Origin of the sequence: Endozoicomonas sp. ALD068, assembly GCF_049310145.1 — a bacterium.
Classification (GTDB): Bacteria; Pseudomonadota; Gammaproteobacteria; order Pseudomonadales; family Endozoicomonadaceae; genus Endozoicomonas_A.
This window is the reverse complement of the sequence record NZ_JBLYNU010000004.1, coordinates 139,789-153,488: the sequence shown is the minus strand read 5'-3', so window position 1 is coordinate 153,488 and position 13,700 is coordinate 139,789. Positions and strand designations below refer to the sequence as shown.

Sequence of the window (13,700 nt, the reverse complement as noted above, 5' to 3'; positions counted from 1 at the left end):
CGGGTTCCTACGCCGGAGCCTTGCGACACCCTCGCCTGGGCGAGGGCTTAAGCGCTTTTGCCAATTCCCTGAAATTACTGGAACATCGCACTGATGGATTCAGCGTTACTGATTCTGCGAACAGACTCAGCCAGCAGAGGCGACATATCCAGCTGGCGAATCCGACCCAAAGCCTGGGCAGCGGGGCTCAGAGGAATCGTGTTGGTCACTACCAGTTCGTCCAGCTCGGAGTTAGCCACATTTTCCAGAGCACGGCCAGACAGAACAGGATGAGTACAGTAGGCAATCACCTTGGTAGCGCCTTTGGACTTCAGCGCAGCTGCAGCAGCGCACAGGGTACCGGCCGTGTCGACCATATCATCGACCAGCACAGAGGTACGGCCGCTAACATCACCGATAATGTTCATTACTTCAGATTTATTGGCTTCAGGGCGACGCTTGTCGATGATCGCCAGATCGGTATTCAGGCGCTTGGCCACAGCACGGGCACGAACTACACCACCGTGATCGGGTGATACCACCATCAGGTTCTCGTAACCCTGACGCTCCATATCATCCAGCAGAATAGGAGAACCGTAAACGTTGTCCACAGGAATGTCGAAGAAGCCCTGAATCTGGTCAGCGTGCAGGTCGACTGTCAGGACACGATCCACACCCACTCCGGCAATCATGTCAGCGACGACTTTGGCACTGATTGGTACACGGGAAGAGCGCGGACGACGATCCTGACGAGCGTAACCAAAGTAAGGCAGCACCGCTGTGATGCGAACCGCAGAGGAGCGACGCATGGCGTCTGCCATAACCAACAACTCCATCAGGTTGTCGTTGGTAGGGGCGCAGGTGGACTGGATGATAAAAACATCACGACCACGGACGTTTTCCTGAATTTCTACTGCAATTTCGCCGTCACTGAAACGGCCAACATAGGCCTTGCCCAGGGGAATATGCAGGTGATTGACAACCTTGTGCACCAGCTCCGGATTTGAGTTGCCGGCAAACACCATCATTTTGGACACGGATAAATACCTTGCTCTGGTCGTAGTCGTGGGTGGATGTAGCTCTTCACCAAAGGAGCTGACCGCCCATCGCCGACAGCAATGAGCGTCACATCCTGTTTTTGTCTGCCTGGATTGGAACCATTACCATCGAATGTTTCGAAGGTGAATGTTTTGTCCTGAGCGTTACGTCTCATAAAACAGTGGAGAGAGCTATCTGTAAGATAGGATTCTAAACAGTGGCTGGGGTGGAGGGATTCGAACCCCCGCATGGCAGGATCAAAACCTGCTGCCTTACCGCTTGGCGACACCCCAGTAACATAATTTACAGTCACTGTAAGCGGGATAATGGAGTTTAATTCACACATGATCGCAGTTGACTGATCGAGTTGTGAAGCGGAGATGTATTGACACCACTGGCAACGAAACCATCAACGTCAGAGTCGATTCCTGCCAGAGTCGCTTCCGCCTCTTTACGACTGGCAAACGGCATAAACACACAGGCACCCGAACCGCTCATCATGGCCTGCCCCACGCTCGAATTTCCGGAATTATCCAACAGCACTAAACATTTATCAACTTCCGGATAAAGCCTTCGAACCAATGGCTGAAAGTCATTGGTCAGCTCATTTCCATGCAGCCGGTTCAATGCGGCGGAAACTTTAATGGGACGAGTATCTCTTGTCAATTCCTGATGACGGAACATTTCGGTAGTGTTGACATGGCAGTCAGGTTTGAGAACCAGGTACCAATTCTCCTCAGGACTGACAGGAGTAAGCTTCTCGCCAACCCCCTCAGCAAAAGCAGCATGACCCCGAACAAATACCGGAACATCAGCTCCCAATTTCAGTCCCAGCTCTGCCAGTGTGTCTTCGTCCAGTCCCAACCCCCACAATAGATTCAGACCATGGAGTGTTGTAGCCGCATCGGAGCTGCCGCCCCCAATTCCACCGCCCATGGGCAGACGTTTAAGGAGCGTAATTCTGACGCCTTTTTCACAGCCTGTATGAGTTTGTAAAAGACGGGCAGCCTTGAGAACGAGATTGTCATCAGCGACCAGCTCTGGAAGGTTACAATCCAGTAATAACTCGTCATGATTTTCGAAGGTCAGCTCATCGGCAAAATCCAAAAACTGGAAAACGGTCTGGAGCTGATGATAACCATCTTCTCGACGTCCGATTATGTGCAAGAAAAGATTTAGCTTGGCCGGAGCAGGCAAAACCAGAGTTGAAGACGACATCAACGAACCATCCTGAAATTGCGATCATGAACTATCAAGCAACTTCTGCCCGATAGCAGAAGAGAAATTAAAGATGAAAGCCTATTTTAGCTGCCATCTTCTGGCAAACAGAGTTGCCTGCACCTCACCCTGTCGGACTTTTATCCTGACAGGCAAGGTTATTCCGGAGAAGTCCTCGTACTGCAAATATTCAACCTGCCACCCCTGCTGTGTAATCAGCACAGGATAACCCTGATTATTTAACCGGATAGTGGCTCTGGTATCAGGACTGGGCAGCCCCATGACCCAATATCGCAGCAGACTGACAGGTAAATCCCAACCGGTCAGCTCAAACAGCAATTTCTCAGGACTCTGGCCTGGATAACGCTTACCTGAGGCTTCCAGTTCTACTGAGCCCGGTTGACCATTAATTTTTGCCACTGTCTGTCCCAGGGGACCATCCAGATAGATAAGATAGTTCTCTTTACTCTGTTGCCATTCCAGAGATAAGGTTCCGGAGTCTCCAGGGACTCTCAACCCCAGTCGCCCTGTCAAGTGCCAATAATCCAGTTCTGAGAGCTGCTGTTGATGAGCTTTCCACAATGACTGACGCTGAGCTTCTGAAAGCCCTTTTTCCGGTTTGGGAGCCGTGGCGCAACCAGAGAGAAGCAGGGCAAAAATCACAAGAATAGACAGTTTTGTTGTTAATGAAGAGTCAGTCAGGTATGAAGTTGAAAACGGTATCTGCATACAACTTGCCAGTTTTTGCGTTGAGTGAACGGGCCGCCAGGCCCGTTATGATAGATAATCCAGCAGGCTTACTTGACGATGGAAACCTTGGGGTCCGCTAAAGCATCGGCCTCTTTATGCTGCTTTTCCAATCGCTCTCGGGTCTCTTTCAGAACGTCACTGTCCGGAGTCATCTGCAAAGCCTCGTCCCACAAAGCTCGTGCATCTTCTTTCCGCCCAAGGGCCCAAAGCACCTCGCCCAGATGAGCCGCTACCTCATGATCGGGATACTTATCATAGGCGTTTTTGAGATAAACAAGAGCAGCCTGATAGTTACCCAGACGATATTGTACCCAACCCATGCTGTCCATAATGGCAGGATCATCTTCATCCAGGACATAAGCCTTCTCGATCAACTCTCTTGCCTCTTCAAAGCGATCAGTACGATCCGCCAGGGTGTAGCCAAGCGCATTCAGAGCGGCCGCATTTTCGGGCTGAAACTTGATAATGGCACGCAGATCTGACTCAAGATCCTTGATTCTTCCCATTTTCTCAAACACCATGGCCCGACCATAGAGCAGGTTAACATTCTCGGGGTAGCGCAATACGGCGCCTGAAAACAGCTTCAGAGCATCGTCAAGTTCTCCGGCATTCACCAGAATTTCTGTCTCGAGCAAATAAAGCTGAACAGCATGTACCGGGAATCGGTTGCGGTCTTCTTCCAATTGCTGTCGGGCCTCTGCCATTTTACCCTGCTTGAGCAGCATCTGGATAAGCGCGACCCGTGACATCATGAACTCCTTACCTGGCATCACGTTCAGAAAAGACTTCCGGGCCTGTTCATAATGCCCTTTCTGTTCTGATATCCATCCCAGATAATAATGAGCGGTACTTTTTCTCTGTCCCAGAGCCAATAGCTGTTTAAAATAGCTTTCAGACTCTGCCACCATCCCGCTCTCAAGTGAAATCAGAGCCAGAGACAACAACATCTCAACATCGAAGGGTGACTGATTCAGGAGCACCTGAAACTGTTCGCGAGCCTCGCCAAGCTTATCCAGATGCACCAGTACACTGGCATAAATCAGACGCAGACGAGGAATATCCGGATACTTTTTGACGGCATCAGCCAGCATTTTCTCAGCCTCATCACCTTTGTCCATCTTATTGAGGATGCGACCCTTGAGTATGATAGCCTTGACGTAGTCCGGCTCCTTAGCAAGAAGCTGATCACAGATCTTGATCGCTGCTTGCAACTGATTATCCTGAAGCAACAAAATGGCCTTACCCAGCTTCAGCGACCGATGACCGGGATAATCCTTAAGAATGCTGTCAAAGGTGCTCAGCAATTGCACCCTTTCATCTTCAGGAAGCTCCAGGGCACTGGCTGCGAGGAAATCAAAATTAGCCTCACCTTCCAAAGCCAGAACGTCTCTCATCTGCTCAACGGCTCGATCCAGTTGACCCGCCCTGATCAGTTCAATAGCACCAGCTTGCAATGCGGCAGCATTTTTATCATCCAGCTTGGCCCAGAGTAACGCCGCATCCAGAGATGCCTGGCGAGCCCCAACCACCTGACTGATTTGATAGGCCCGTTTGGCAACCCCCTTGTCCTGCGTCTTATGAGCCTGTTTGAGATAATATCCCAGCGCCAGATCATAACGCTTACGCTGCCCGCCCAATTCGGCCACGAGCAGATCGTAAAGGGTATCAGGTTCAAAAGAAGCTACCGGCTCTTGCGGCTCGTGACTGACCTGGGCAGGAACCGATTCAGCCGCCCCGGGCTGCCATGAATATTGAACTGAAGAACAACCTGATACCAGCATGGCTGTCAGCACTATAGAGAAACTATTAAGTTTCTTCATGAATGGTATGCCTTTACCCGTTGGAAATAATTTCTGCACTGAACTCTGCAGTCCCGGATGGATCAGCTTTGAACTGTGGCCTTCTTTATCATGACATACGCAAATTATTGTGAAAAACATTTTACTACAGAGCCTGCAAAGAAAGGCCGGACAAAATATTTCTCTTTTTCTATGGGTATGACTGGATACATCCGGGTTTGCAGTTGTTGCCGTTCCATAGGAGAATTGATCGGCCAGAATGTCCATAACGAAAGAAGGTGCTGTTAAAACAGAGTGAAGATCAAGATTCTTCGCTGACCTGAGCGTATCACTGTTTGCTGACTGTAGTACTTAAACAGCACCGGGGCCTCGCACTGAACGAAGATCTGACAACAAACTGCGAATTATCAGGTGTTAAAAATCTGCCTGGCATGACAGGGATTCCCTCAGCTTCCATTGAAACAACTTGTATTGAGACAACCATGGACAGACAAAAAGTCAAACCAGTTACCCGAATGTCTGGAACAGAAGTTTCGATCTGCTTCGGGCAACATAATTAAGGGCACAGGCATCAGTCTGCTGTCCAGTGTTGTAGAATACTGTACGGTCAATAATAGCAGTGGCTCTCAAATAGACAGCCCAATCTTTCGTCAAAAGGCACGGAGACTGGATTAGATAAATGAACCTCCAGAGTAAAAAGACAGCCCTGAGTACCTCGCCAGTGGGTTACTTGTGGCTGGCTAGAGCGTAAGAAAAGGCAACAGGACTTTATGGGGTATCTTACCGCCGGTATCAATCACAGAACTGCACCCATCGCACTCAGGGAGCAGGTTGCTTTTTCACCTGAGCAACTGCCCGAGGCGCTACAGGATGCCCGTCATTTCATGCACACCAATGAAGTGGCCATTCTGTCCACCTGTAACCGGACAGAACTTTACTGTGCCAGCAACGCCGATTATCACAGAGCGCTTGAATGGTTGACAGGGTATCACAACCTGGATCAGAAGCTGCTTAGCGAGCACAGTTATATTCATCACGATAAAGCCGCTGTTCGCCATATAATGAGAGTGGCATGCGGCCTTGACTCCATGGTTCTCGGTGAACCCCAGATTCTCGGTCAGCTGAAGTCAGCCTACGCCCAGGCCCAGGAAGCCGGTACTATTGGCTCGCTGCTTTCCAGACTGTTCCAGTACTGCTTTACTACCGCCAAACAAGTTCGAACCAATACCGCTATTGGTAGACAGCCTGTTTCCATCGCTTATGCAGCCACGACACTGGCCAGGCAGATCTTTGCCGACCTTTCTGAAAACACCGCTTTACTGATTGGTGCCGGTGAAACCATTGAACTGGTGGCCAGACACCTTCATCAACAAGGCCTCAAAGACATCTTTGTCGCTAACCGGACCATGAGCCGGGCGAAACTGCTGGCCGACAAATTTGACGGCAAGCCGGCCCTGCTTTCAGATATTCCTCACTTGTTGCCAGCCGCTGATATTGTCGTCTCCTCAACGGCCAGCCCGGTTCCCGTTCTGGGTAAAGGCAGTGTTGAAAGAGCGATTAAAAAACGCAAACACCGCCCCATATTTATGGTGGATATCGCTGTTCCCCGGGATATCGAACCCGAGGTCACTGAGCTACCAGACATCTTCCTGTATACCGTCGACGACCTGCATGACGTTATTCAGGACAATATGCAACAGCGACAGGATGCTGCAAAAGAAGCTGAGCTGCTGATCGAAACCGGTGCTTTTGAGTTCATGAGCCAACTGCGCTCACTGGATGCAGTGAATGTGCTGAGGAGCTATCGAAAAAATACCGAGGAACTCAGAGATTTTGAGCTTGAAAAAGCCATGCTTTCTCTGGCCAATGGTGTTCCGGCGGAACAGGTTCTGACTCAATTTGCACGTTCACTGACCAACAAGCTCATGCATACCCCCAGCGTGCAATTGAAAAAAGCCGCTGCAGAAGGTCAGAACAACCGACTGGAATGGGCTGAAGAACTGCTGGGCATTCATCGCCGTTATGAAGACCGCGCTAAAGAGCCGAGCCACTCCTAGCTGTGCCAGCCATTACCGGCTGAAATTCAGCCAGAAGCCACCGGATACCTGTATAACCCATCAGGTTCACACCTGAAACAAGCATTGATTAAATCCAAATGAAAGATCCCAATCTGGACAGTCTGAGCGCCAAGCTTGAAAACCTGCTGGAACGCTTTGAGGAACTCGGTGCTTTACTGAGTGACCCACAAGTCATCGGTAACCAGGACCAGTTCCGCAGACTCTCCAAGGAATACGCTGAACTTGAACCCGTCGTCAATGCCTACCGGGATTACGACCAGATTCAGAGAGATCTGGAAGACGCCCGGGCCATGAAAGACGACCCGGAAATGGCTGATCTGGCTGAGGAAGAGATTCAGAGCTGCGAAGAAAAGCTGCCAGCCCTGGCTCAGGAGCTGCAACTACTGCTCTTACCCAAAGACCCCAGGGACAACAACAATACTTTCCTGGAAATTCGTGCCGGTACTGGTGGTGACGAGGCTGCTATTTTCGCGGGAGACCTGTTCCGGATGTATTCCCGCTTCGCTGAAAAACGTGGCTGGAAAATCGAAGTCATCAGTGCCAATGACGGTGAACACGGTGGCTATAAGGAGATTATTTCCCGCGTGGTCGGCAATAATGTTTTTGGTCATCTGAAGTTTGAATCCGGTGCCCATCGGGTCCAGCGTGTGCCTGAAACAGAATCCCAGGGGCGTATACACACATCAGCCTGTACTGTCGCCATCATGGCAGAACCTGATGAGCAGGAAGCCATCGAGATCAAAAAGGAAGATCTTAGAGTCGACACCTACCGTTCATCGGGTGCCGGTGGTCAGCATGTAAACACCACCGACTCGGCCATTCGACTGACCCACCTGCCTACCGGTATTGTGGTTGAATGTCAGGACGAACGTTCACAACACAAGAACCGGGCCAAGGCCATGGCTCTGCTTTCTGCAAAACTGCAGGATGCTCAAGAGATGGCTGCCGCCAAAGAGATCAGCGAAACCCGTAAAAGTCTGGTGGGCAGTGGCGATCGCTCCGAGCGTATCAGAACCTATAACTACCCTCAGGGGCGGGTCACTGATCATCGCATCAACCTGACGCTTTATAAATTGCCAGAAATTATCGAGGGCGACCTCGACCCTGTGATTAACCCCCTCCTTCAGCAACATCAGGCGGACCTGTTGACAGGATTGTCCGATGAGTAGACTAATGAGCAGGATTGATCAGACCCTCAGTGAGGCCACTCAACGCCTCACTGATAGTCATACAGCCAGAAAAGAACAAAGCGACACGGCCCGTCTTGATGCCGAAGTTCTGCTCTGCCATGTATTGGGCAAACCATACAGCTACCTTTTCACCTGGCCCGAAAGAGAGCTGACGCCCGAACAGGCTGAACAGTTTGAGTCCATGCTGGCACAACGGATACTAGGAACCCCTGTCGCTTATATAACGGGTGAGAAAGAGTTCTGGAGTCTGAAGCTTAACGTTTCACCCTCCGTACTGATTCCCAGACCCGACACTGAAAGGCTGGTTGAGCTCGCCTTGTCTATGCCCGTTTCGGACCAGGCAACCGTTGCCGACCTTGGCACAGGCAGCGGTGCCATTGCTCTGGCAATGGCTATCGAGAGGCCACACTGGCAAGTGATTGGCGTTGACAGACTGTCCGGGCCAGTCGCCATCGCTAAAGAAAATGCCGCCCTGAACCAGATAGGCAATGTAACCTTTGTAGAAGGTGACTGGTGCTCACCCTTATCCGACCCATTGGACATGATTGTCAGCAACCCGCCGTACATTCGTGAAGACGATGAGCACCTTGCTCAGGGGGATGTACAGTTTGAACCCCGATCAGCATTGACTGCAGGCAAAGACGGTCTTGATGATATACGCACCATCAGCCGACAAGCCTTCGGGAAGCTGAAACCGGGTGGCTGGTTGTTGTTTGAGCACGGCTATGATCAGGGCAGTGATATCCGGATCATTCTGGAGTCCAATGGCTTTACCGCCATTAGCACACAACAAGACCTGTCTGGTCAGGACCGTGTCACCCTGGCGCAAAAAACCGCCTGAACCGGAGCCTGATAGCTGCATTTCCCCTATGCTTACGTTTGGTTATACTCCTCTGCTCTTAGCTGAAGCAGTAAACCCTTAAACAGTCGTGTGCGATAGAGGATATTTTTCGCATCTGACAATCAAAGATTTCACAAGGTAGGCAGGAAGTAGGGATGGAAAATACCGGAGCATTGCTGGTTAATCTGGGTTCGCCCGATAGTCCGCATGAACAAGATGTACGACACTATCTGAATGAATTTCTGATGGATGCTAATGTCATCGATATGCCCTGGCTCGTAAGACGCATGATTGTCAGTCTGTTTGTCCTGCCCAAAAGACCGGCTCAATCCGCCAGAGCCTACGCCTCTGTCTGGACTGAGAAGGGCTCACCTCTAATCAGCAACAGTAAAGACCTTCATGAAGAAGTCCAGAAGCTCACTTCCATGCCAGTAGAGTTAGCCATGCGTTATGGCAGGCCAGACATGGAGAGCGCTCTGGTCAGACTGGCCAGCAAGCCGGAGATCAAGGAAGTTCTGCTGTTCCCTCTCTACCCTCACTACGCCATGTCAACCGTCAAGACAGTGGTAGAGAAAGCGGAAGAAATCATCAAAGACTACAAACTGCCGGTGACATTGAAAGTTCACCCCGTGTTTTATAATCACGATGCCTACATTGAGGCACTGGTAGAAAGTGCAAAAGAGTATCTGGAAAAAGATTATGATCACATTGTGTTCAGTTATCACGGTGTTCCGGAAAGACACATCCGTAAGGATGACTGCACAGGTTCCCACTGCCTGAAATCCGAGGACTGTTGTCAGAAAGCATCACCTGCTCACCTTACCTGCTATCGACATCAGGTTTACAGAACCACCGCCTGCTTTGTCGAGAAAGCCGACATCCCGGTGGACAAATACTCCGTCGCCTTCCAATCAAAACTGGGGCGGGACAAATGGTTGGAACCGGCCACCAGCAGTACCATTAAATCACTGGCAGAACAGGGCATCAAAAAGGTTCTGGTCATCTGCCCGGCATTCGTGGCTGACTGTCTGGAAACCCTTGAAGAGATTGGCATGGAAGCGAAAGAGGACTTTATTGCAGCTGGCGGTGTATCCCTGGAACTCATTCCCTGCCTGAACAGCCACCCTGCCTGGACGAAGCTGGTCAGTCAATGGCTAGAGAAACCGCTCCATAATTGATCACGGGATGAGCCCGACACGCTTTCTCAGGTGCCTGCGCCTACTGCGCGGCATCTGGTTTTTGCCATATGTTATACAATAGAACTGGCCAACTGAGAATGCGATCAATGATTACCGGCGTTAGAAGAATTATTGTTTTTAGAACATAGTTATTATGCTTGATTCCTGCATATGAGCTTCCAACAATAACAGGCATAGCTAATATCACCATTTTTGAGATATCGCTTATGTCTAATTGTTTACTCTGATTCCCATAATATCTAACAGTAACGGATAGGAAAGATGCCAGAGCATTACTGTCTGAAAAAATATAAAACAGTCTGTTTTTTGTTCCCTGATAAAGTAACATTGCAGCCAGAGAGATGATAATAAACTCATTTTCATTTGATTTTAGATGATCAGCTCCAAACTCGTTATAGACCGACACACGTTCACTTAATGATGCAGCCAGCGAAATACAACTAAGGAGACCACCTCGAAAAAGATAAAGGCCTTCACTCATATCGAATTCGTCAATTATGCTCTTTAATTCAACAGGCTCTGGCCGTAAACAACCCATAAATTTTTCAGGTGCATTGGCCGCATATACAATCGCACCATGTCTATCTCGGGTAATATATCTCCTGATGGATTCTAAATCATTAATTCCAATATCTTGTTCATAAACAACACCCTTAGATGCGGTAAGCTTTATTTTGTGCACGTATTCTGACGGACTGGTATAAAAAGCTAAAGACAGTGGAGCTTCAGCCAATGCACTTATCAATTGAACAGCAAAAACACTGTAGCAACCCTCTGCTTTGTTTATTTCTTTCGTTTTTACTTCAGTTGATAAAAAAAACATCGCTATGACAAAAAATAAATTGTGCACTAAGTCAGCCCCACAACAAGTGATCATTTCATTTGGACTGATCAGAGTAGCCTGTGTACCCAAAAAATCCAGAAAACAGCCTTGGGTAGCCAATGACTTTGGCGTTTGCCGACAGATGCATGAGAGTTTTTCTGCTTTGGTGACACTCCCCGCCTTGTCAGGCGAGGCTTCTGACTTCACGGGCTACAGCCAGCCTATAGCGACTGGACTTACACAGAAGCCTCCATCAGCAGTAACCGGGTGCCCCTCGGTTATTTTGTTGGTCTTTTGTTTGATTTGTTGAGTATCTATACGGTTCCAGTCGATGCGTTGCAATAACGACTTTCGAAAGTCTTCTAGCCCAACAAGCAGTTAACTCTGCTATGGATTTTTTTTTAACAGTGCTTGGTTTTCGTCACCGTGAGTCCCTGCATAGGGACAGACCGATAGAGAAAGCCAGCTACGTACAAACACGCAAGCGGAACGCTCTGCGTTCCCGTCTTATATCCCCGCCCGATTGAGAGTGTCGCAAAAGGGTATGGTCAGCAGGATATATCAAGATCGTCGTTCCCGCGCAGGCGGGAACCCACCACGAACAGTGGATCTCCGCCTTCGCGGAGATGACGGTTTGAAGCTTGAAGCGTTTTAATTGACCTTTTGCGACACCCTCGATTGGGCGAGGGTTTACGACGATTTTGCTAACTGGCGCTGCCCGGGATTGCCATTTTGTGCAATTTATCAATGAATGCTCTCGGAAACAGGCCACTACTGATGCAGTCCTTAATGATGGGTGTCAGTGGTAAGCATTTATCACGGATCACATTTTTCATTTGCAAAAAACTATTCATAACTGAAAGATTCCAGGCGCCAACACTCTTTTTGACTGAAGGTAGAAGTTTAAAGTGATTTAACAGCTCCGGTTTACGTAAATAAACATCGAGTTTGATTTCAACATCCCCCAGAATTTCTTCCTTTTCAACTAAATATATTTCCTCGTCATTGCGATTGTAGTAAGGGAGGCTATACAGCTCTGCTTGCCAGGCATCCCAGTCCCATAGATCCGGATCGGTAGGGTTTTGAAGGGTGCTATCAGCGCTACTGGTAACACTGGCAGCTGGTGAAAGTCGCGTATCTGTCAAACCAAAACGCTCTATCAAAAAGTTAGCCAGTTGTCTGGCAAATAGCTCTGGCCGACACTGGTGCTCCTCCGACTGAGTTGTGATCAGCCTGACAGTCTGCTCTTGAAGGGCTACCATGCGAGAATGAAACTGTGCCTGTTCTGCATTAATGGCTTGCACCGTGCTCTCATAGCTGGGCGGCTGGTCAGTGGCAGCAGTTTCTTGACGGAGCGGGGGCGCTGTTTGGCCAGCGCCGTTATCAGAACCAAATGTATACATAATCTGTTCTCCATTTAAACAGATTATCGTAAAGCCCATGGACTCTACGAAGATCATTGTTATTCGCAAAAATGTTGCCATTCAGGCTGCAATAGCGCCCGATTGAAAAACCTCTTCATGCTTGGACAATGATTACAGGGAAAAATTCCCTAAGGGACTGCTCCTCAAGGCGTTTTTTCTGCCTGTGAGAACATCAGATTTCAGGCTACCTGGTGTTCGATCGACAGGATTAAATGATAAAGACTCAGGCCTGTTTCAGAAAACCTCTCAACCTTGGGTCTGCCAAGGCTCTGCTCAGCACATCACTGAGCACTTTATCGATCAGCTCTTCGTTCTTTTCATCAGAGGGTGCCTTGGGTACACGCTCACTGATTTCGCTGGAGTAGACCCCCTCGAAACGCTGATCGCCTTTTACAACCCTGACCCGGACTTTTGCCTTCAGGTCCACCTGGGTGATGTAACTGCCCTCTGGTACCTTGTACTCCAGATCATCAAGATAAACCTGGAACTGGGATACATCTTCAGATTCAGTAACTGTCAGCCCCATCTCTCTCAGACCCAGCTCCACTGCCGAGCGAATAGCCAGAGTCAGGCGGTCATTGGTCGTAATGGCGTTGGTATTTGAATAAACCCCTCCACGATGACCAAGAGAGCGGGACAAGCGCTCATCATAGACGGTCACACTGACCGTTCCCTGCAATGGTTTAATTGGCTTTTCCACAGCAATTCTGGGGGTTACATCCACTTCCTGAGGGCTCAGGGCACAGCCGGCCAGGGCGAGAGCGGCCAATAAAATAAGTGACATTTTTTTCATGAGTCCGGCTATCCTGTGATGGGCGGGGCGCCCTTGGCGAAAGAAAATAGGGTCGACACAAATCCTATCCAGTCTCGAAAACCGGATCAACCGGCTTGGCAAAGCGACTTATAGAGGATATAGTGCATTCCACATAATCCATTAAACAATCTTACGCTGATTTCAGAACGCTGAGCGTGATTACAATGCCTATAGCGAACGATAAGCAACAGCCCGAAATCTTCCGGGACTCTGATAACGACACCAATGCGCAGGTAACAGCTGCCCGTGAGCCTGTGGTGTTCACTCCCAAGTCCATCTTTCGTCCTTCCCGCCTGCTACTCCTACTGCCTTGAGCAGACTATTTAATTTCACCTTCGACCCCGGCCGTCTGGCCCTCTGACCCCAAAGTCAGAAAAATGATTACATTTGTACGAATTCCGACTGACAAGTGCAGAAAATGCCGCCTGTTGCAAGCAGCATCTTCTATGTCGGCACTTTCAAAAATCCTTTTGCACAAATAGAACCTTTTGCACAAAAAGCGCGTCAAAAAACATTGAACTGATAAAAGAACAGCGGGAGCAGCAAC

Annotated in this window: 11 protein-coding genes and 1 tRNA gene; 4 read left to right on the top strand and 8 right to left on the bottom strand. The window is 49.3% G+C overall.

Translation table 11 applies throughout. From position 1 onward, the window contains the following. Positions 1–74: 74 nt before the first annotated feature. From ACO6V5_RS00685 to ACO6V5_RS00665, 5 genes are all read right to left on the bottom strand, one after another. A complete protein-coding gene (locus ACO6V5_RS00685) occupies positions 75–1,016 on the bottom strand; it encodes a ribose-phosphate pyrophosphokinase (protein WP_317145524.1) in 942 nt (313 codons plus the stop codon). A gap of 219 nt (positions 1,017–1,235) precedes the next feature. After that, positions 1,236–1,310: transfer RNA gene (locus ACO6V5_RS00680), tRNA-Gln, on the bottom strand. A 40-nt stretch (positions 1,311–1,350) separates the two neighbouring features. Further along, positions 1,351–2,235, bottom strand: a complete 885-nt coding sequence (gene ispE, locus ACO6V5_RS00675; protein ID WP_422409681.1) for a 4-(cytidine 5'-diphospho)-2-C-methyl-D-erythritol kinase — start codon at positions 2,233–2,235, stop codon at positions 1,351–1,353. 81 nt (positions 2,236–2,316) lie between these two features. Beyond that, entirely contained in the window at positions 2,317–2,964 is a 648-nt protein-coding gene (gene lolB, locus ACO6V5_RS00670; protein ID WP_422134833.1) for a lipoprotein insertase outer membrane protein LolB, read from the bottom strand. Positions 2,965–3,032: 68 nt separating this feature from the next. Next, positions 3,033–4,805 (bottom strand): tetratricopeptide repeat protein, encoded by a 1,773-nt coding sequence (locus ACO6V5_RS00665; RefSeq protein ID WP_422134834.1) that lies wholly within the window; start codon positions 4,803–4,805, stop codon positions 3,033–3,035. Between the two features lie 749 nt (positions 4,806–5,554). On the opposite strand from ACO6V5_RS00665, the gene hemA reads away from it, so the two are divergent. From hemA to hemH, 4 genes are all read left to right on the top strand, one after another. Next, positions 5,555–6,841, top strand: coding sequence for a glutamyl-tRNA reductase (gene hemA / locus ACO6V5_RS00660; RefSeq protein ID WP_422134835.1), 1,287 nt, complete (start codon positions 5,555–5,557; stop codon positions 6,839–6,841). Positions 6,842–6,939: 98 nt separating this feature from the next. After that, the gene (prfA, locus tag ACO6V5_RS00655) at positions 6,940–8,031 is read left to right on the top strand and encodes a peptide chain release factor 1 (RefSeq protein WP_422134836.1); all 1,092 of its coding nucleotides are present in this window, start codon (positions 6,940–6,942) and stop codon (positions 8,029–8,031) included. Beyond that, a complete protein-coding gene (prmC, locus tag ACO6V5_RS00650; RefSeq protein ID WP_422134837.1) occupies positions 8,024–8,893 on the top strand; it encodes a peptide chain release factor N(5)-glutamine methyltransferase in 870 nt (289 codons plus the stop codon). Before prfA ends, prmC begins: the two co-directional genes overlap by 8 nt. A gap of 155 nt (positions 8,894–9,048) precedes the next feature. Beyond that, positions 9,049–10,071 carry a ferrochelatase gene (hemH, locus tag ACO6V5_RS00645; RefSeq protein WP_422134838.1) on the top strand — a complete coding sequence of 341 codons (1,023 nt, stop codon included), beginning with the start codon at positions 9,049–9,051 and terminating at the stop codon, positions 10,069–10,071. A 40-nt stretch (positions 10,072–10,111) separates the two neighbouring features. On the opposite strand, the gene ACO6V5_RS00640 is transcribed toward hemH, so the two are convergent. The 3 genes from ACO6V5_RS00640 to ACO6V5_RS00630 all read right to left on the bottom strand — a co-directional run bounded on the left by ACO6V5_RS00640 (position 10,112) and on the right by ACO6V5_RS00630 (position 13,132). After that, positions 10,112–11,122, bottom strand: coding sequence for a hypothetical protein (locus ACO6V5_RS00640; RefSeq protein ID WP_422134839.1), 1,011 nt, complete (start codon positions 11,120–11,122; stop codon positions 10,112–10,114). Positions 11,123–11,619: 497 nt separating this feature from the next. Continuing rightward, positions 11,620–12,318, bottom strand: a complete 699-nt coding sequence (locus tag ACO6V5_RS00635; protein ID WP_422410766.1) for a hypothetical protein — start codon at positions 12,316–12,318, stop codon at positions 11,620–11,622. A 244-nt stretch (positions 12,319–12,562) separates the two neighbouring features. Further along, positions 12,563–13,132: a YajG family lipoprotein gene (locus tag ACO6V5_RS00630; protein WP_422134841.1), complete on the bottom strand. Its 570-nt coding sequence runs from the start codon at positions 13,130–13,132 to the stop codon at positions 12,563–12,565. Positions 13,133–13,700 lie beyond the last annotated feature (568 nt).

What these genes read in the sequence shown, in the direction of transcription:
- prmC (WP_422134837.1), top strand. Translation starts at nt 8,024, where the DNA reads ATGAGTAGACTAATGAGCAGGATTGATCAGACCCTCAGTGAGGCCACT.
- prfA (WP_422134836.1), top strand. Translation starts at nt 6,940, where the DNA reads ATGAAAGATCCCAATCTGGACAGTCTGAGCGCCAAGCTTGAAAACCTG.
- hemH (WP_422134838.1), top strand. Translation starts at nt 9,049, where the DNA reads ATGGAAAATACCGGAGCATTGCTGGTTAATCTGGGTTCGCCCGATAGT.
- ACO6V5_RS00630 (WP_422134841.1), bottom strand. Translation starts at nt 13,132, where the DNA reads ATGAAAAAAATGTCACTTATTTTATTGGCCGCTCTCGCCCTGGCCGGC.
- ACO6V5_RS00665 (WP_422134834.1), bottom strand. Translation starts at nt 4,805, where the DNA reads ATGAAGAAACTTAATAGTTTCTCTATAGTGCTGACAGCCATGCTGGTA.
- lolB (WP_422134833.1), bottom strand. Translation starts at nt 2,964, where the DNA reads ATGCAGATACCGTTTTCAACTTCATACCTGACTGACTCTTCATTAACA.
- ispE (WP_422409681.1), bottom strand. Translation starts at nt 2,235, where the DNA reads ATGTCGTCTTCAACTCTGGTTTTGCCTGCTCCGGCCAAGCTAAATCTT.
- hemA (WP_422134835.1), top strand. Translation starts at nt 5,555, where the DNA reads ATGGGGTATCTTACCGCCGGTATCAATCACAGAACTGCACCCATCGCA.
- ACO6V5_RS00635 (WP_422410766.1), bottom strand. Translation starts at nt 12,318, where the DNA reads ATGTATACATTTGGTTCTGATAACGGCGCTGGCCAAACAGCGCCCCCG.